Here is a 19765-nt window from a genome sequence, read left to right on the forward strand (position 1 = left end):
CACGACAATTTTAATCTAAGGGTCTATTTCTCATTTTCCAGAAATTATGATAAACTATCGACATCCTCCTAGCTATTATACATGACATTTTAACATTCAGGCTGTTAAGTTCGTTTATGGAAAACCGATATAAATTTCGCTTTACTTCTTCAATTTGATGATAGGTTTGATTCTTCTCATTTAGAAGCTGCATCAATAATTGAATCGAATAATTGACATAAATATCTTTTAATGATGAAACATCAAAATTATCTAGTTGCTTTGTTAAATCAATGATCTCCATCAATGCTTTAGGACCAGAAAGTCTTTCTTTAGTAATTCCATTAAAAAAAGTGTTATGCCTATAGCCTATATAATGGTACTGTAAGTTAGGATCATAGATAATCTTATTACTTTTTAAAATACATTGTACACACATCAACAGATCTCCAAAAATGCCTAATGTCGAATTAAACTCTAGCACTGGATCAACTCTGAATAAGTCGATGGAAAAAAGTTTGTTACATAAAAAACTTTTTAGTCGAAAATGGTCAACAATATTATTCAGAGCTGTCTCTTTAGTCCAAATAATGTTACTTAAGGGTTCCTTTAATTCTTTATCATCTTGATCTAACTCTTCTCCATAATTAGCTATGACTATATCTGCTTTAGTTTTAATGATTGTTAATAGCAACTTTTCGAATATCAAACCGTCTATTCGATCCATTGGATCAATAAAACTAATGTATTCCCCTTTAGCTGAAAGTAAACCGATATTTAAAGCTTCAGAATGATCTCTTACGTTTTTATGAAATACTTTAAACCGAGAATCTACTCTTGCAAATCGATCACATATAGCGCCACTCATATCGGTAGAACCTTCATTAATTAAAATAAATTCAAGGTTTCTATATGATTGAAATCTCAAGCTGTTTAAACAACGTTTTAAAACATTTTCAACATTATATACTGGAACAATGACAGACAACATTACTGTTCCTCCTTTCTGTACCAAATCAAGAATAGGCAACCTATTTAACGTTTTAATATGAAATTTGTTATGCTGCTGTTTGATGTGTTTTAGAAAAATAAATTAATCGTTCTTTTAATAAATCTTCACTACATCCATCTAATGTTTTTAAAAATGACATCACTTCATCTAGTGAGCGCCTTACTGATTTTCCAACAAAAATTTTATCATATACTTTTTCACCAGTATTTTCACTAGCTATCAATAATTCTTCGTATAATTTTTCTCCTGGACGAATACCTGTTTCAACTACTGAAATTTCATCATCACTAAATCCACTTAATTTGATTACTTTCTTAGCTAAATCAACAATTTTAACCGGTTGACCCATATCTAAGACAAAGATTTCTCCACCTTTTGCTAAAGTACCTGCTTGGATCACTAGACGACTAGCTTCTGGAATCGTCATGAAGTAACGTGTCATCCTAAAGTCTGTTACTGTCACCGGTCCACCTGCTTTTATTTGTTCTTTAAATAAAGGAACTACACTACCCCGACTGCCCAATACATTTCCAAAACGGACAGCTGCAAAGTTTGTTTTCCCTTCTTCGTTTAAACTCGTCACAATCATTTCAGCAATACGCTTTGTAGCTCCCATAACATTCGGCGGGTTCACTGCTTTATCAGTAGAAATCATAATAAAAGTTCCTACATTAGCTGCTTTGGCTGCTTCAGCTATGTTTTTTGTACCATAGACATTGTTTCTTAACGCTTCAACTGTATTTGACTCCATCATCGGAACATGTTTATGGGCAGCTGCATGATAAACAATATCAGGTTTATACATTTCCATGATATCAAACATTCTTGCTCTGTTTTGTATGTCTACTATGATTGGCATAATTTCGATCTTTCCGACAAAATTTTTATTCAATTCACGATGGATTTGATAAATCGAATTTTCGCCATGTCCTAATAAAATAATTTTCTTTGGAGAAAATGTAGCTACGATTCGGCAAATTTCTGAACCAATAGACCCACCAGCTCCACTGACTAAAATTGTTTTACCAAATAGATCTTCTGAGATTAGTTTAGTATCTAGTGTTACTTCATCCCTTCCTAATAAGTCGACAACATCAATTTCTCTAAAACGACTAACCATTAACTTTCCATTCATCACATCTTCAATTGACGGCATTAGATTGACCGGTAAATTGATGTCATTACAAATCCCTAAAATATTTTCAAGATTTTTAGGTTCTAATGAAGGAATAGCTATCGTTATTAGTTCTACATCTAATTCCTTTGTAAGTGCTGGGATATCCGAAACACTTCCTAAAATAGGTACACCGTATAATCTCATACCATTTTTAGTCTTATCATCATCAACGATACCAACTATATTTATTTCTGTTGAACTTTTTTGAATATTTTTGATGAATAAATTCCCACCATCTCCTGCACCAACGACTAACGTCCGAATTTTCTTCGCTGTGTTTTTCCTAGGGAAGGTTCTTTTTTTATAATCATGAAAAATCCTAAAGAGCATATGTCCCCCACTAACTAATAGCAAAGAAGTAAGGTAAATCAATAAACTATATCGAAAACTCATTTCTTCTAACAATAAAACAGCAAGTGTTGTTGTCAGTCCAAAAGATAATGTAATTGAAATGAAGATTATGAGTATATCTTTGATACTAGTATAGCGATATAACGTAGCGCAAATTCCAAAATATCCAGCTAAAATACTATATCCTCCTATTCCTAACGCAACCATAAATAAATATGAAGACATAGGAAGTGCTACATAAGGATTTAAAAAGAAATAGGCTATTACACCGGCTAAAAGAATCACAGAACTATCTAATAACAAATAAAGTACTTTTTTATTTAGAATTGTTCGAATCATTTTAATCACTCCTAATATTTTTCACTTTATTAATGATCGGTTGAATTTCCTTAGTAACTTTTACCTACCACTATCAAGATCTTTTTCTTTTGCATAGTAACCAGCGTTTAAACCTTTCATTCGTTCTTTACTATTAAATACAGCACCTATAACATTTGCTTGTACTAAGTCCAATAATTCTTTAGCCTTTAAAACCTCACTTAAATCTGCAATATCTTTTCGAATTACAAAAACAGTCCCGTCTGCTTTATTTCCCATCACTTGAGCATCTGTAACAACATTAACTGGTGGCATATCAAAAACAATTAAATCATACTCTTGTTTTACTGCTTCAATAAATTGAGACATTCTATGAGAAGCTAGTAATTCGGATGGATTTGGTGGTAAAATGCCACTTGTTAATAAATCTAAATTTTCTTGATTTGTTTTGTGTAAAAGGTCAGTTAGTTGTCTATTTTTGGTTGTTAGAATGCTTGTCAAACCTTGTCGATTTCGTACTTTAAATAGTTTATGAAGTGATGGATTACGCATATCAGCATCTACAAGTAATACTTTTTTTCCTTGAGAAGCAAAAACGATTGCTAAATTAGCAACAATTGTAGATTTCCCCTCACCTTGTTTTGAAGATGTTACCATTAACGTTTTCAATTCTTTATCTATCATAGAAAATTGAATATTCGTTCTCAGTGTTCGAAACTCTTCTGAAATAGCAGAAGAGGGATCAATTAATGTAATAAGATTTTTTTGTTCGCATTTTTGCTCATTTATCCTTTTTTTAAACATCGTTAATCTCCTCCTAAAGCTTTTTTAGTATGATTTGCTGATACAGTATAATCAATTTCTTTTTTTTCAATTGCTGTTTCTGACTTGGCCATTTCACTAATATTTCCTAGATGGATCCAACCTAATTTTTCAGTAATAACTTTTTCATCGCGTACTTTTTTATCCATTGTCTCTAAAACAATAGATACAGTCATACCTAAAAGAAATCCAACTAGCACACCTACTACTTGATTTAATAGTAAATTAGGGGAAACTGGAGTAGGGTCTGCTTTAGCTTTTGAGAGAATAGCTACATTTTCAACATTGATGATATTGTTTATATTTTCCTGAAATGTAGTAGCTATGAGATTGGCAATCTCCGCAGCACGGTTTGGATCTGTATCGGTTACTTTTATACCAAAAATCTGTGAATCATCCTGAGTAATCACATCAACTTTTTGCTGTAACTCATCATCAGACAATGTATTTCCTAATTCTTCTACTACCTTGTCAATTACAACAGGATCTTCTATGATATCTCGGTAAGTATTGATCATTTGGATATTCGTTTCAATTTCTCCTAATTCTATAGATTGTGTATCTACATCTTGTCTACTAACCAAAATTTGAGTTGTAGCAGAATATTTAGGGGTAAGGACGTAAATTGTTAGGACAGATGTAAATGCAATACCAATTAAACTTAACAATAAGATTACCCACCAACGTTTCTTCAACATTTTAAATAAATCTATCATTCCAATTGTATTCATCATTATATATTCCTCCTAATGAACCGTATATTTAAATTCCTATTTACTTTCTACAACGTTTTATTAAATGCATGACTAATTTTTGACTTTATACCTTCTTGAATGATAAATTTTTCCTTTTATCATCATAAATAGATCTTTTAAAAAAGGTACTTTTAATACTAATGAACAACTAACGTAAGTTATGACACCAATAATAATCTGAATTAGGGTCGTTACAAATGTGTTATTCATGCCATTGGTCGTTACCTTAATCACTAGTGCCATTAATGCCGCTGAAGCAACCATTTTTAGAATTAGATTCTTATCAAATTTAAAGTTAGTCTGCTTAGTCAAGTAACCCAAGCGGAAGACAGTAACAAACGTTTCTACAATTAAACTGGTTAAGATAGAACCTAAAACACCTATTAGTGGAATAAGAGTAAAATTAAGCAATATACTGATCGTTGCTCCGCCAAAGGTAGATAAAGCATATATTTTTGTATTTCCTCTTGGGAGCAAATATTGGTTACTAATTGCGATTCCAACTGGCATAATAATAATTACGGGTGCGATAACGGGTATAAAAATTTTTAATGCTTCAAAGTCACTACCAAAAAACCATGGAACCAAGGTTGAAGCTAAAGCACTTATTCCAAATGCTGCAGGTATAGAAATAAATAATTGAGCATGAATTAAGCTGTGTAATGTTTGATTTATTTCATCAATTTTATTTTTCGAGAAGAGATTACTCATTTTAGGAAGCATTACTAAATTAATTGTCGAGATCATAGTAATAATGATGGTACTTAAATTGAGTGTATTTGTGTAAATTCCAACAGCTGTTTGGCTATCTAATATACCCAGAATAGTTTTACTTAGAGTCGTATAAAAAATAACAGCGATTTGAGGAAAGAAATAGGCAACCATCGGAAACAAATGTTTCCTCATCTTTTTTATAGATACAATGCGAAACGATATTTTCTTATAAATAAAGCCCCACATTATGACTTGAGAAAAAAGATTTCCTAATGCTTGTAAGAGTAGATACAATGGTAAATCATTGTAATCTTTAATAAAAAATATAATCCCAAAAAATACAGCTATTTGAACAGTTAAATTGCTTAGACTCACCTTTTTAAAGTCTTCGATTCCCATAAAAAACCAAGAAATATCAAATAGTACAGCGATAATATGCAATGATTGAATAGTGTAATACAAAAAATCCCTATGAAGAAAAATTAGGACTACAATTGAATACAAAACAAATGAAACCGCAGTTGTCACTAATTTCAAGCTGACCAATTCAGAAAAAGTTTCGTCTAATTTTTGTTTATCTTCTCTTACCATTGCAATTTCACGATTTCCATATAAAGTAATTCCTAATCCAGAAAGCAGAATAAAATACTCTGCTATTGAATTTGTAAAAGAATAGATTCCAAGTCCATGTGCTCCTAATGCCTTTGAAATAATTGGAATGGTAACAATAGGCATTAAAATTTTAATCCCTTGAAACAACGACTGATAGAACAAATTTTTTCCAACACTTGATGTCATTTTAAGCACCTCAATTTTATTAACTTAGTTAGCTTTATGAATTAGAGATTTATGTGCTACCACTATAGTGATTATTAGTTGTTTGTTTCATGTTCCTACTATTTTTTTTAATGTATTGAAAGTGTAATAGTATCGCTTACTGATTTGTATTTTAGCTCTCATAATTTTCAGCGTAAGGGAATACTTATTATTTTTTAATAAAAAAGTTAACAACTTAATATGGTGTTTTTTTTCTAATGAGGAAGTTGAGGAAAATAAAATTTGTTGGATTTTTGGATGGTGTAATGCTGAGGAAATTTTTTGTTTCTTTTCATAGTCACTAAGTGGGCAATCCTCTAAAATTAAGTTGTTTAATTCTACATAAAGTGTTCTCCAATACGCTAAACTAATTAAGTCTTGATAGACTTGTTCATAATGCCATATAGTTATTAATTTTTCGAAATGTTCTGCAATAGTATATTCTAAAAGAAATCGATCTGGATGGTAATGATTAACAGCTGATCCGATTCTAGAAACGTAATGATAATAAGGTTTTTGATTAAAATAAATGTCTTCTAAATTTTGATAAACTAGATGATTAAATAAAGCATCTTGTCCGACTCGTTGATCAGTAAAACGACAATTATTTTCAACTAAATATTGATGCCTGTAGAATTTATTCCACAGTACATTCGAATCCAATGATCGAAATGCCCTAAAACTTTTTCTAAAATCTTCTTTTGTTTTTAGGACAGATAATTTGGGAAGGTGAGTTGTTTTTATTCTTTTTCCTTTTGTATTTATTTCTTCAAGATAATATCCAAATACGACAACATTTGCATCATTTTCCTTAGCAATTTTCAAGTTATCTTTTATCAACTCAATTTCTACGTAATCATCAGGATCTGCAAAGTAAATATACTCACCTGCTGCTCGATCAAGACCAGCATTTCGTGCCAAACCAGAACCTGCATTTTCTTGATGGATAACCTGTATTCGACTATCTGTTTTTTTAAATTCATCACAAATATTACCAGAATCATCTGTAGACCCATCATTAACTAATATTAATTCAAAATCCCTATACGTTTGATTCAAGAAAGATTGAATTGATTTTTTTAATCCATCAGCAACATTGTAAATAGGCATAATGACAGATACAGCGACCATGATTGCTCTCCTTTCAAGATGAAATTTTTAAACTGTAGGATGAATGGTATCATCAAATTGATTACTATCTAAATCCTGATGCCGTAAAAGAGTTAAAACTTTTTGAGGAATTAATCCTACTATTAATGGTTTGAATACATAAATTAGACCTAATGGCATTAGCTTCATTTTTTTGAACCCTTTGTACCTTACTATAGCTTCACCAAACCTATATTTATATACTCTCTTTTTAAATGCTGTACTATCTTCTCTGTAGTTAAGCAAAATATCTTGCATATTGTGACCTTCAAATCCAGCAGCATATAACCGCATAAATAAATCATAGTCTTCTGCTCTTAGAGTCGCTTTTGAAACCGTATAGTTTCCGACTTGGTTAAGAACTTCTTTTTTTATAATAATGGTAGGATGGATAAATTGTGACCCAAATAAAAAATCTTTTTTTTGTGGGTATCTTTTTGTTTTTCGCACTCCCCAAATGCCATTTTCATTAAATAAAAAAGCTTGGCTGCCAACAAGCACACATTCAGGGTGATTTTCTAAATAATCCATTTGTTTTTTCAGTCTATCTTTATATGAAATATCATCTGCGTCCATTCGTGCAATATATTCACCTTTTGCAATCTCAATACACCTATTTAACGAGTAGGCTAAACCTCTATTTTTTGTATTTTGAATCACTCGAACTTTTTGAGGATATTTCATTGCATATTCTTTTGCTATTTTTAGGGTACCATCGCTTGATCTATCATCACATAATACAATTTCAAAAGATTCAAACGTTTGATTCAAAAGAGAATCGATACTTTCTTTTAATGTCTTTTCACAATTATAAATGCCCATTACAACAGATATTTTCATCACTTTTTACTCCTTTCATGATTTTTTACCGAAGGAGTAGACTTTGCTTGGAAAACACTCATTCCAAATACTAACCAAAAAATCCGAGCATTATTTAAGGAAATTGATACAGAAGCGATTAGAAAAATTATTAAAATATCTCGAATGATTTGCCAGTTTTGATTGTCTTGAGTATTTGCAAATAGACCTGGTTTGGTTGCAAATACTATAGTTCCAATATATAGAAAGAATAAGACGGTTAGTACGATCCCCCATTCTGCTGAAAGTTGAAGATAAGTATTGTGAGCGACATTTGGATTGTTGACAAATTGTTCCGCAATTGGAATATAATTCCCTAATCCAATTCCAAATAACGGTGACGACTTGATTATATGCACCGCTGTTTGCCATACCTGTGTTCTACCTGATCCACCATCAGAAACAGCAGATGAAAAGTCAGTAAACAATAGTTCTACTCTAGAAAAAATCGGAAATCGATTTATGATTAATTCCATTAATTCATCGGTGTAAGTTAATAGATTTGGAATGATTAGTAACAAACCCAATACTAAAAGTAATGAACTTGCCACCTTCAATGGTGTTGTCTTTTTACTTTTTAAAACGTTTGTTAATATAAAATAACCACTATACAGAAAAACTAATATAATGGCTGACTTTGAACCAGAACTAATAATTGACAGAAAAACAATTCCGATTGCTCCAAGTCGAACAATTGGATTTAAAGGTTTTATCCGTAAAAGAATACTCAATGCACAGCATTGGATAACAGCGAAAAAATTTGGATCGTTCATAAAACCGATCAATCGACTTTCTCCAAATAACATGATAGAAGACAAATAAGGAATTGGAACAAATGAAATCAGGATGCCTATAAACCCAATTCCAACAGCTCCTACAACAAATCCTCTTAGGAAAGTAGTTGTTAGTCTTAAACGAGAAAGATTAAACCCTATGATGTAATAAAGGAAGACAACTAGTAGCTTAGTATAATCAATTAGAGTAGATATTGGATCCGCTGCAATCATATATTGATTGGGAATAATGAATAAAGAATAAAATAAAATAAAAATTGAAAATGTACTAAAAACGACAATATTCATAAGCGGCAATTCTATTTCATTCTTAATGATCAAGATAGCCAGTATTCCTACAATAATAAAGTCTGACAAAGATAAGTTGATTCCAAATAGCACATTAGATTGATTTAAAAAGAAAGACATGATAAACACCATGATCATGACAAATGAAGTATCTCGCTTTTTATCTAATGCCAAAGCATTTTCTGCCACATTTTCCACCTCCAATGAGACCCATTTTTAAAAAGTTTCTCATTTTGTAAAAACTTTTACTGTTTTCCCTTCATTTACAGCTGATAAATCTTGAACATGATTTACCTTTTGATAAATTTGAGTCATTTGGCTCATTACTCTTTCAACCGAGTAAGCGTCTATATAATCTAAGCTTTTTAATCCAAAATCATTTCTCATTTTGCTAGAATAATATAAGTTATCAACATATGCTGCCAATCTTTCACTGTCGTTTAAACCTACCAAATAACCATTTTCACCATGATGAATCAAATCACGATTTCCTCTGCAATCTGTAGCTATTATTGGAAGCCCAGTTCCCATTGCCTCTAAAAGATTAACAGGTAACCCTTCTTGAGTTGAAGTAGAAATAACGATATCTGCTATACTCATCAATTGATTAACATCTGTTCTATAACCTAGTAAGAACACATGATTTTCTAACTGCAAATCTTTTATTTGCTGAGCATATTGTTCTCTTAATTCACCATCTCCAACTAACAATAATTTTGATTTTGGTATTTTTTGACTAACAATTTTCATCATATTGATAGCTAATTTCTGATTTTTTCTTTTACTTAGTTCCCCAACGTAGATCAACAAAAAATCATCTTTGTTGTATCCAAGTAGATTTCTTCTTTGATTTTTCAAATTTGAATCTATTGGCTTAAATTTATTTTTATTGATTCCTACTCCACTAATCTTTTCAATCTTTTTGGCTTTAAAGTTTTTATCAAGTGCTGTTCGGTAATCTTCTTCATTAATAGTAATTAAACAATCTGTATATCTAGAAAGCCATTTTTCAACTGTATAATACATCATCCAGTTTTTTAGGGGAGCATCTTTAAAAAAATGAAATCCATGTGCCGTATAAACCACTTTAGTTTGTCTTTTCCGAGACTCTCTAGCTGCAAGCCTAGTTAAGACGCCTCCAATCGGCGAATGACAATGAATAAACGCATAGTTCTCACAATCAATGATTTGTTTAATTTTTCTATATGCAGAATAATTTGTAATTTTAAATGGGTTGCGATTAATGGCAACATCGAAAACTTTTACTCCTTGTTGCTCTAGTTGATTTCTAAAATGCTGGTTCCGCTCATTCGCTTCTTTATTATCGTCTTTAAAATTTGCTAAAACATGAACTTCATATCCTTCATCCTGCAGCAATTTTATATTTGGTACATTAAAGCTTTCGATCATTGGTGCAATTGATGCTAAAATCAATACTTTTTCCATAATAGTTTCCTCCAATGCTGTTAGTTATACAACACAACTAATGATTAGAATTGATTGCTTTACAATTAACTTAATTGAACTTTTTTCCATAAAACCTCTTCTTGAGTATCAGGAACAAGAATTTTTTTTATCTCCTCTATCACTATTAATTGATTTTCTTCAGACATATTTGAACCAGAAGGAATGCATATTCCCATTTTAAAAAGCAGTTCTGATACAGCTGTTGTTCTTTCATTGTGTTTATAAAACTTGGAATGTTTAAAAAGAGGTTGTAAATGGAGGGGTTTCCATAGAAGACGTGTTTCGATGTTTGCTTGATTCATTTTATCCATAAATTCAAAAGGAGTAATTTTTGTCATAAATGGATCAATAACAAGCGTGGTTAACCAACGATTTGATTTGGAATGTTTGATTTCAGGCATAAAATGGATTTCTTCAATTGAATCTAACTCTTGGTAATATGTTTGAAATATTTCTCTTCTTTTTTCTACTCTTTCGTCCAACACTTCCAGTTGAGCCCTTCCAATTCCTGCAAGAACGTTGCTCATACGGTAATTGTATCCAACAAGTGAATGTTGATAATAGGGCGCGACATCTTTTGCTTGAGTAGCTAAGAAAAAAGCTTTAGACAACATTTCTTCATCATCACTCACTAAAGCTCCTCCACCAGAAGTTGTGATTATTTTATTTCCGTTAAAAGAATAGATTCCTATTTTTCCGAATGTTCCACTTTTTTTGTGCTTATATTCTGCTCCTAATGACTCTGCAGCATCTTCGATAATTGGAACTCCAAATAGATCTGCGATTTCTAAAAGTTCTTCCATATCTGCACTTTGACCATAGAGATTCACTACAATAATTGCTTTTGGTAGTCGATTTTCTAGGCTTGCATCACATAAAGCTCGTTCTAAGGCTTGTGGTGACATGTTCCAACTGTTTGGTTCAGAATCTATAAATGTTAATTCTGCTCCTAAATATAGTGCTGGATTAGCACTTGCAATAAATGTAAAGCTCGAACAAAATACACTGTCTCCCTTTCCTACTCCTAAACAAGCTAGTGCTAAATGGATAGCAGCCGTGCCTGAACTAGTTAGAGAAGCACCTTTACTGTTAGTGTATTGAGCCAATTCTTTTTCAAATTTAGTAACATTTGATCCTAAAGGTGCAATCCAATTAGAATCAAATGCTTCTTGAATATATTTTTTTTCATTTCCAGACATATGTGGTGAAGACAATAAAATTCTCTCTCTATTTGCCATAACTTCCCTTCTTTCTATTGTTAATCTACATCAGAATTTTTTGGAATCCGCGATGACTAATTTTTGTTTACTGCATTTCAGTTTTTTTATTATTCATTAATGGAATGGTGCCATAAGAATCTTGATGAGTAACTAATAGTCGAAAATTATTCGTTGTTTTTTCTTGTTCTAATTGTCTTTTGCGGTACTCATCAAAAGCAATAATATAATCGTCTTCATTCTCAACAATATCTGCTTTCATTAATACCTTTTGGATTGTCATAAATAATATTTTTAAATCAAAAATAAATGAACAATTTTCAACGTATTCTAAATCCAAGGCAAACCGTTCTTCCCAACTTAAATAGTTTCGCCCATTTACTTGTGCCCATCCACTAATACCGGGTTTTACACTATGCCGACGCAACTCATTTTTATTATAGTAAGGCAAATATTCCACAAGTAAAGGTCTAGGACCAATAAAACTCATATCTCCTTTTAAAATATTGATTAGTTGTGGCAATTCATCTAAGCTTAATTTCCGAATGATTTTTCCGATTTTCAACATACGTTCGTCATAAGATAGTTGTACTCCATTAATCGATTTTGGGTTACTCATACTCCTTAATTTATACACATTGAAAATTTTATTATTCTTTCCAATACGTTTTTGAATAAACAAGATAGGACCAGTAGGATCTTCAATTTTTATTAAAATACCTAAAATCAATAAGACTGGCAAACTTAGTAAGAGTAATATAGCAGCAAAAACCCATTCAGTCAGTGATTTAATAAGATAGTAATTTATCATACTGTTCTCTCCTTTATTCTTTTTGCCTATCAGTAAACTGTATAGTAGTAAAAGAAGACTTAAATTTCTTTGTTAATCAGTTATTATTATCGCCATATACTCTCACTTTTAAGCACGATATGCTGGGAAAAAAGAAGTCTTGGTGTTCTTTTTTCCAATTGTTTGGCGTAGTTGAACTAACTTTTCATAAATTAATGGATCGTGTATTTTTTTGCCAATATAAAATGGGTGATTTCCATGTCTTGCATACCCTTTTTTATGCATGTATATACCATCCTCGCCATTATGCCCTCCACCTAAAATATACTTTTCAACACCTCTATCTTTTAACCATTGCATAACAGTTAGTTGAATCAAAACTTCAGGATGGTAACTATAAAATTCTTTTATTGTTCCTGCTAAAAAACCAAACGCCCTTTCTTCTCCTATTAAAATTAAAGAAGCTGCAATAACTTTTTCATCGACAATAGCAAATGCATATAGAAATTGATCTTTCATCGTTTCATGGATTTGTTCAAAAAATGGCTTATCAAAATAATAATATTCTTCTGCTCCGTTACGATTCATTGTTGAATAATAAACTTCTAAAAAATCATCAATGTGCTCACCCGTTTGCTCCATAATGATTTTTACACCTTTTTCTTTAGCGATTCTAGCATCTTTAAAAATCTTTTTTCGAACATCCTCTTCTATAGGTAATTTCAAATTTTTTACAATGCAGTTGCCGACTAATGAGGTATCCCCGTAAAAAGACTCCCTTACTTGTGTGTTTTCAAACAGATCAAAGCGTATAAATTCTGTTATAATATCATTTTTTTGACAATATTTAGAAAAGGCTTCAAAATATCCTGATAATAATTTTTCTTCATCTGTTGCTTCTTGAATAACGGGACCCCCATATCCATAAGGTGTTACAATATCAAAATAATCTTTATTTTCTAATTGGAAAGGGATTTTTTTTTTTATAAACATATTTTTAATTTTTCCATACTCATTTTCGAAATTAAAAATCTTTAATTCTCCATTTTCCACTGACTCATATAATTTTCCATAATGTTCTGTAAAATTAATTTCCATATAAACTACTCCTTTATAATTTTTTTATAAAAATATGCAGTCTAAATAAACTAAAATCACTCTTTTTCTAGTATATTTTAGGAATCAGATATGACAAATTTGAGGCTGGTTTTAATTAATTATGAGGAAATTTAAGAAAGTAAAGCGAGGTTAAAAGTAGGTTTATCAAAGAGGAACTAAAAAAAGAGTCATTTAAATAAATTTTTTAGTGTTTCATAAAATAAAATTATTTAAAGCCACCTTTTATGTGGTTGTGTTGAGGTGTGGTTCTAAAAATAAAATAAATTACTTGATGAATAATTCACAAACAAATAGTAACAACAAATTGTGAAAAAAATATTAATTTAATTTTTTTTAAAAAAATAAATTAACCAATTGAATACTTGTTTATCAACAGATTTCATCCTATTTTATTTTTATTAATATAATTATCTTAAAAAATAGTTATTAAATTCACATTTTAATTTTAATAAAAAAGCAATTTTTTTCAAACTCCTCCTTTTTTACTATTTTATAAATAGACCATGTCACTAAACATAGATACTCTTTCTTATTTTGTAACAAGGTAAATATATTCAACTAATATAAAAATTACTAGAGTGTTACTTAAATAAATCTAATGAATCTCAAAGGTATGGCGGTCAGGATGACCTAGGATAAATCTGAGGTGTTACTTTAGGGAATTAAACGAAGTATTCATTAAATAAATTGTTAGTAAATTTTTTTAATGAATCTACTATCAATTTGATATCCAGAGTATAGCAAGTACTATTTATTAACGCTACTTTTTATAATTAAATTCTAATTAAAAAGTTTTATTTTGTGACAAAAGTATGTACAACTCCAATAAAAAGGCTTGAATACAGGAAATTAGAGTTGTACATTTTTAAATTTTATATTAAAAAATCAATTGATTATTTATACCTTCTACACAATTCTGCACATTCCAAACAAACCTTTGCACATCTTTGACAGTGATCATGTTCATGTTTTTCACATTCTTTTCCGCAAGCCTGACAGATAGTCGCACATAAAGCTATTAAGTCTGTTGTTAGAGCACTTTCACGGGTTATTGCTGTTGAAGCAAATGCACAAATATCAGCGCATTCTCTATCTAATCTTATACATTCTACCATCATTTGAACATGATCTTCCTCTAGACAAGCATCAAAACATTCATTACATACGCGCTGACACTCAAACATTTTTTCTGAAATCTTCACTAATTGTTCTTGCATTCTATCCCTCCTATAATTTTTTTACACTTTTAGTATAAGTCTTTTAGAAAGGGCTATCAAATGAAACCATTTTTATTTTCCAATCGGATTTTTTAGCCATACATAAAGTTCCATACAACGAAAAAAAGAGCTTTAAACCAAAGAAAAAACTTTGATTTAGAGCTCTTTCATTTTGAATTTCTCTAACTAGTTTACTAAAAGAACTTTATAAACTAAATTTAATTAATTTTGTAATGCCCATTCATAAATTGCATGGGCCACGCCATCTTCTTGATTAGATTTAGTTTCATGCTTAGCAACTTGTTTAATAGAGTCTACCGCATTGCCCATAGCAACGCTTGTACCAGCTACTTTCATCATATCTAAATCGTTCTCTCCATCACCAATCGCCATTACTTCTTCCATAGAAAATCCAAGTTTAGTAGCCAATCCTGTCAATGCTTCGCCTTTATTCGCATCTTTCGGCAATAATTCTAGAACATACGATAAGCTTCTGATAGGATAAAAGTTCTCAGCGATAAAAGATGGCAAAGATGAAGCTAGACGGTCAAGTTCCGTTTCTGTCGCTACATACATTGCTTTAAAAATAGTCAGATCATGTGGTAAATTTTCTAATGGCAAATGGACTTTTTCCATATCTAAAAGATCGGCATCAAATTGTAGCATTTCCGTTGGTGCACCTGTGTAATAATACTCCTTTTCATCAAAAAATGTAAAATTCATCTCAAAGGGTTCAATTAATCGTTCAGCTTGCTTTAAGTGCTTATGATCTAATTCATGCGAATACACAATTTCCCAGGTCGTAGTCTTTTGTACGACTGTACCGTTTAATGAGATAACATAGCCTTCTTCATCTTGTGGCAACTCTAATTCCTTAAGATACTCATAAACCGCTTGAACAGGTCTTCCTGTACATAAAACAATTTTAATACCTGCTTCGCTTGCTTTGGTTATTGACTTTTTAACCTTATCCGTAATCAAATGTTGTTCATTTAATAATGTTCCATCCATATCAATTGCAATTAACTTAATCAATTTGTTCTCCTCCATCTAACTATTCCTTTAAATCAGTAGAGTACTAATACTCTTTGTATTCATAGTCTACTCCTTTTAACGCTTGTTTTACCCATTGATTATGAGTGCTTTCTTGTTTCTGTGTTGATAAATTTTCAATCGATTTTTCAATATCCAAACAAGCTTGAAAGAATTGCAGCGCATCTTCTTCCATTTTAAATTGAAACTCTTGAGCAAGCTCTTTTGTGTTCGCATAATGCAAAACAACTTCTTTTTCATTTAGATAAACACTAAAAAAAGTTGAAATTTTTCTTTTTTCCACCTTTAGCCACTCCTCACTTGTTTCAATAACAAAAAAATATATCTACTTTATCATACCACTAATTCAGAAAAATCAGTAGAGGATTACTTTGCAGCATATGTTCTCAAGCCATTTCTTTAAAGTGAAAAAGGATTGATCGTCAAGCCATAATTGACTGAGTCACATTCCTATTTTAGTATTATTCCCATTCATTTAGTCGAACATTTGGTTATATCGTTGAATAGCAGCCTTTGATTTTTCTAAGTTTGTTACCGTTAAATCGTAGTGTTTGGAAGCATAATCATAAAACAAAATATCTACGGCATACATTTGAGTCAACAAAGATATTGTTGCTCCACTTCTTAGAGGAGCTTCATGAGCAAAGGCTGTTTTTAATGCAATATCTGCTTCACTACTTAAAGGATTTTCAGTATTGCTTGTAAGCGATACTGTTTTTAATCCAAGTTCTTTTGCGATCATCAATAACGCCAATACTTCCTTCTTTTCTCCGCTATTTGAAACACCAAAGAACACGGCAGGCTTATCAGAAACCGCCATTGAAGTAACTAATAAGTGTTGGTCAAGTGAACAAACCATTATTTTACCCATCCGACTAAATTTTTGTTGAATATCTGAGGCGACGATGTGGGAAGCACCTAGTCCGTATAAGTATACTACAGAACTTTTATGCAACAGCTCATTTACTTGTTCAATTAGTTTTGTATCCAATACATGGTTGGTTTCTTCAAAAAGATGATTGGTATTGATCAATAACTTCTTTTTTACTTGCTCTAAATTTTCATCGGATAAAATATCCGTGTATAGATTGTCTTTAATTCCTTGAGAATCTGCTGATAACTGTAGTTTTAGTTCAGTAAAACCTTTTATTCCAATTGATCGACAAAACCGAATGACAGCAGCAGAACTTGATTCTGCTTCCGTTGCCAAGTCAATAGCACTCATTTGAATAACCTTCATTGGATTTTTAAGGATCGTTTCAGCGATTTTTTTTTCAGATTGTGGTAAAACAACGATCTTTTCTCTAATTTTTAGTAAAACATTGTTTTGCATAACTTGCGACCTCCGTAGTCTTTAAGAAATACTGAAAGATATTTTTCGTAATGAAAAAGACATGCAAATCGCTAGACTTACATGCCTTTTTAAATGCTATTATTAGTTTACAGTAGTTGAATAGAATTAACCAACAATACTTTCAGCTTCAAACTCATCTGAATCATATCCTACTAATTCAGTTGGCTCCATTGCTGACTTCGGAACTCCAAAGAAGTAAGTTGCTGCGAATCCACCAGCATAAGCTGCTAATAATCCGACAACATAACCCCACCATTGACCATTAGCGATTAATGGAATCAAAGCAACTCCACTTGGTCCAATTGCTGTTGCGCCGATTCCACCAAACATTCCGATAACAGCTCCACCAATTCCGCCACCAATACAAGCAGTAATAAAAGGGCGACCTAAAGGCAATGTTACAGCATAGATCAAGGGTTCGCCAATTCCTAAAATACCAACAGGCAATGAACCTTTGATCATGTTTGTTAATTGTTTGTTTTTACGACATTTAACCCATAAAGCGATTGAAGCTCCCACTTGTCCAGCTCCAGCCATTGCTAAAATTGGTAATAATAATGTCATACCTTGAGAAGCAATCATTTCAATATGGATTGGTGTTAATACTTGGTGTAAACCAAACATAACCATAGGTAAGAACAATGCACCTAAAACAAATCCAGCAAATGCTCCACCAACATTTAATACCCAAGTAATGGCGCCTACTAAACTAGATGAAACAGCACCCGCGATTGGCATGATCAAGAAAATCGTTACTAATCCAATAGTTAATAAAGAAATCGTCGGTGTTACAATAATATCAATTGAATCCGGAATAACTTTGTGCAAGCTTTTTTCTACTAATGACAATAGGTAAACAGCTAGGATAACGCCGATAATTCCACCTTGTCCACCAGCCATAGGGGCACCAGTAAAGATGTTCGTTAACGGTGCTTCAATGTTCATTCCGGGAAGGTAAATCACTCCAGCAATAACTCCACCTAAACCTTCTGTAGCACCAAAAACTTTTGCAGCATTGATCCCTACATACACATTCAAGTACAGGAACAATCCGTTTTTAATGATATTTAGTACAACAACGATATTCTCCCAGTTTGCTCCACTGATGGTTCCAGCAACTAACATATTCCCAAATATAGAAGCAATACCACCGATAATTCCGGCTCCTACAAATGCTGGAATCAACGGAACAAAAATATTTGCAATATCTTTTAACACACGTTTGAACGGTGTATTATTTTTCTTTTTCAACTCAGCTTTTTTCGCTGCTGCTTGTTTTTCAGCTTCAGAACGGCCAGAAGATGCTGTAACCGTAGATTTTCCAGCAGGAATTTTTTCGCCTAAACGAACACCCGCCATACTCACCATTTGATTGGCTACTTTATTTACTGTACCAGGTCCAACAACAACTTGTAATGTATCATCTTCAACAACACCCATTACGCCGTCAATTTTTTTCAATCCTTCAAAATTCACTTTATCGTTATCTTTGATGTCCATACGAACGCGAGTCATACAGTGAATAACAGAATCAACGTTATTCATACCTCCAACTTGCTCATAAATCTGTCTAGCGATGCGTTGCTCTTTTGTTTCAGCCATAATTTTTACCCTCCTGGTTTATGATAAGGTTTCACGAATGAACCCTTTAGCTTTTGTTAATTTTTGTTCTGCTACATCTTTGTCTGAATGTGTAAGAATCATCACGATTGCTAACTTCACTTGATGATCAGCTGCTTCAAACGCTTCACTTGCTTCTTCATACGTACATTCTGCAGCTTGCATGATGATGCGTTTTGAACGTTCTTCTAATTTTTTATTTGACGGTTTTACGTCTACCATTAGGTTTTGATAAACTTTTCCAGAACCGATCATTGCTCCAGTTGACAGCATATTTAAAATTAATTTTTGAGCTGTACCAGCTTTTAATCGTGTAGAACCTGTTAAAATTTCAGGACCAGCATCTACTTCAATCGGCATTTGGGCAAATTGACTGATCTCAGCATTCTTATTACACGAAATAGTTGCCGTTGTTGCTCCAACACTAGTTGCGTATTCTAATCCACCGATAACATATGGTGTACGCCCGCTTGCCGCGATACCTACAACAACATCTGTATCATTCAATTGAATGGCTTTTAAATCTTCTGCACCGAGCGTTTTTGAATCTTCCGCTCCTTCAACAGCAACTGTCATTGCTTTCATTCCACCTGCAATCAATCCTTGAACCATACTTGGATCCACACTAAAGGTTGGCACACATTCAGCAGCATCTAAAACACCCAGACGTCCACTTGTTCCAGCACCCATATAAATTAAACGGCCACCTTTGCTAAAGGATTCAGTAATAGCTTCGACTACTTTTGTGATCGTAGGTAACGCTTCTTCAACTGCTAGAGCCACTTTTTGATCTTCTTGATTCATTAAAGACATGACTTCACTTGTTGAAAGCTCATCTAAGTTCATTGTTTGTGTATTTCTTGTTTCTGTCGTTAATTTGTCTAAATTCATTTCC

Annotated in this window: 18 protein-coding genes; all 18 read right to left on the bottom strand. The window is 32.0% G+C overall.

Features of this window, described 5'->3' with window-relative positions:
* Positions 1-10: 10 nt before the first annotated feature.
* The 18 genes from ABS916_RS10265 to murQ all read right to left on the bottom strand — a co-directional run bounded on the left by ABS916_RS10265 (position 11) and on the right by murQ (position 19761).
* A complete protein-coding gene (locus tag ABS916_RS10265) occupies positions 11-970 on the bottom strand; it encodes a glycosyltransferase family 2 protein (RefSeq protein WP_350451800.1) in 960 nt (319 codons plus the stop codon).
* 67 nt (positions 971-1037) lie between these two features.
* Positions 1038-2858, bottom strand: coding sequence for a polysaccharide biosynthesis protein (locus ABS916_RS10270; protein WP_350451801.1), 1821 nt, complete (start codon positions 2856-2858; stop codon positions 1038-1040).
* A gap of 60 nt (positions 2859-2918) precedes the next feature.
* Positions 2919-3641: a CpsD/CapB family tyrosine-protein kinase gene (locus ABS916_RS10275; protein ID WP_350451802.1), complete on the bottom strand. Its 723-nt coding sequence runs from the start codon at positions 3639-3641 to the stop codon at positions 2919-2921.
* A 2-nt stretch (positions 3642-3643) separates the two neighbouring features.
* Positions 3644-4393 carry a YveK family protein gene (locus tag ABS916_RS10280; RefSeq protein WP_350451803.1) on the bottom strand — a complete coding sequence of 250 codons (750 nt, stop codon included), beginning with the start codon at positions 4391-4393 and terminating at the stop codon, positions 3644-3646.
* 72 nt (positions 4394-4465) lie between these two features.
* Complete coding sequence (locus tag ABS916_RS10285) at positions 4466-5926, bottom strand: oligosaccharide flippase family protein (protein WP_350451804.1); 1461 nt, start codon at positions 5924-5926, stop codon at positions 4466-4468.
* 87 nt (positions 5927-6013) lie between these two features.
* A complete protein-coding gene (locus ABS916_RS10290; protein WP_350451805.1) occupies positions 6014-7075 on the bottom strand; it encodes a glycosyltransferase family 2 protein in 1062 nt (353 codons plus the stop codon).
* A gap of 27 nt (positions 7076-7102) precedes the next feature.
* Positions 7103-7933 (bottom strand): glycosyltransferase family 2 protein, encoded by an 831-nt coding sequence (locus tag ABS916_RS10295; RefSeq protein WP_350451806.1) that lies wholly within the window; start codon positions 7931-7933, stop codon positions 7103-7105.
* Positions 7933-9222: an O-antigen ligase family protein gene (locus ABS916_RS10300; RefSeq protein WP_350451807.1), complete on the bottom strand. Its 1290-nt coding sequence runs from the start codon at positions 9220-9222 to the stop codon at positions 7933-7935. The genes ABS916_RS10295 and ABS916_RS10300 overlap by 1 nt, the downstream gene beginning before the upstream one ends.
* A gap of 39 nt (positions 9223-9261) precedes the next feature.
* Positions 9262-10479: a glycosyltransferase family 4 protein gene (locus ABS916_RS10305; protein WP_350451808.1), complete on the bottom strand. Its 1218-nt coding sequence runs from the start codon at positions 10477-10479 to the stop codon at positions 9262-9264.
* Positions 10480-10544: 65 nt separating this feature from the next.
* Entirely contained in the window at positions 10545-11738 is a 1194-nt protein-coding gene (locus ABS916_RS10310; protein WP_350451809.1) for a DegT/DnrJ/EryC1/StrS family aminotransferase, read from the bottom strand.
* A gap of 67 nt (positions 11739-11805) precedes the next feature.
* The gene (locus tag ABS916_RS10315; protein ID WP_350451810.1) at positions 11806-12528 is read right to left on the bottom strand and encodes a sugar transferase; all 723 of its coding nucleotides are present in this window, start codon (positions 12526-12528) and stop codon (positions 11806-11808) included.
* Between the two features lie 108 nt (positions 12529-12636).
* On the bottom strand, positions 12637-13605 hold the full coding sequence (locus ABS916_RS10320; RefSeq protein WP_350451811.1) for a GNAT family N-acetyltransferase: 969 nt from the start codon (positions 13603-13605) through the stop codon (positions 12637-12639).
* Positions 13606-14519: 914 nt separating this feature from the next.
* Complete coding sequence (locus ABS916_RS10325) at positions 14520-14843, bottom strand: four-helix bundle copper-binding protein (RefSeq protein ID WP_350451812.1); 324 nt, start codon at positions 14841-14843, stop codon at positions 14520-14522.
* A gap of 222 nt (positions 14844-15065) precedes the next feature.
* Positions 15066-15878 (bottom strand): Cof-type HAD-IIB family hydrolase, encoded by an 813-nt coding sequence (locus ABS916_RS10330; protein ID WP_350451813.1) that lies wholly within the window; start codon positions 15876-15878, stop codon positions 15066-15068.
* Positions 15879-15921: 43 nt separating this feature from the next.
* Complete coding sequence (locus tag ABS916_RS10335; RefSeq protein ID WP_350451814.1) at positions 15922-16179, bottom strand: hypothetical protein; 258 nt, start codon at positions 16177-16179, stop codon at positions 15922-15924.
* 192 nt (positions 16180-16371) lie between these two features.
* Complete coding sequence (locus tag ABS916_RS10340; protein WP_350451815.1) at positions 16372-17229, bottom strand: MurR/RpiR family transcriptional regulator; 858 nt, start codon at positions 17227-17229, stop codon at positions 16372-16374.
* 126 nt (positions 17230-17355) lie between these two features.
* On the bottom strand, positions 17356-18852 hold the full coding sequence (locus ABS916_RS10345; RefSeq protein WP_350451816.1) for a PTS transporter subunit EIIC: 1497 nt from the start codon (positions 18850-18852) through the stop codon (positions 17356-17358).
* Positions 18853-18870: 18 nt separating this feature from the next.
* On the bottom strand, positions 18871-19761 hold the full coding sequence (murQ, locus tag ABS916_RS10350; RefSeq protein WP_350451817.1) for an N-acetylmuramic acid 6-phosphate etherase: 891 nt from the start codon (positions 19759-19761) through the stop codon (positions 18871-18873).
* Between the last annotated feature and the right edge of the window lie 4 nt (positions 19762-19765).

The organism is Carnobacterium sp. (assembly GCF_040274945.1).
Classification (GTDB): Bacteria; Bacillota; Bacilli; order Lactobacillales; family Carnobacteriaceae; genus Carnobacterium_B.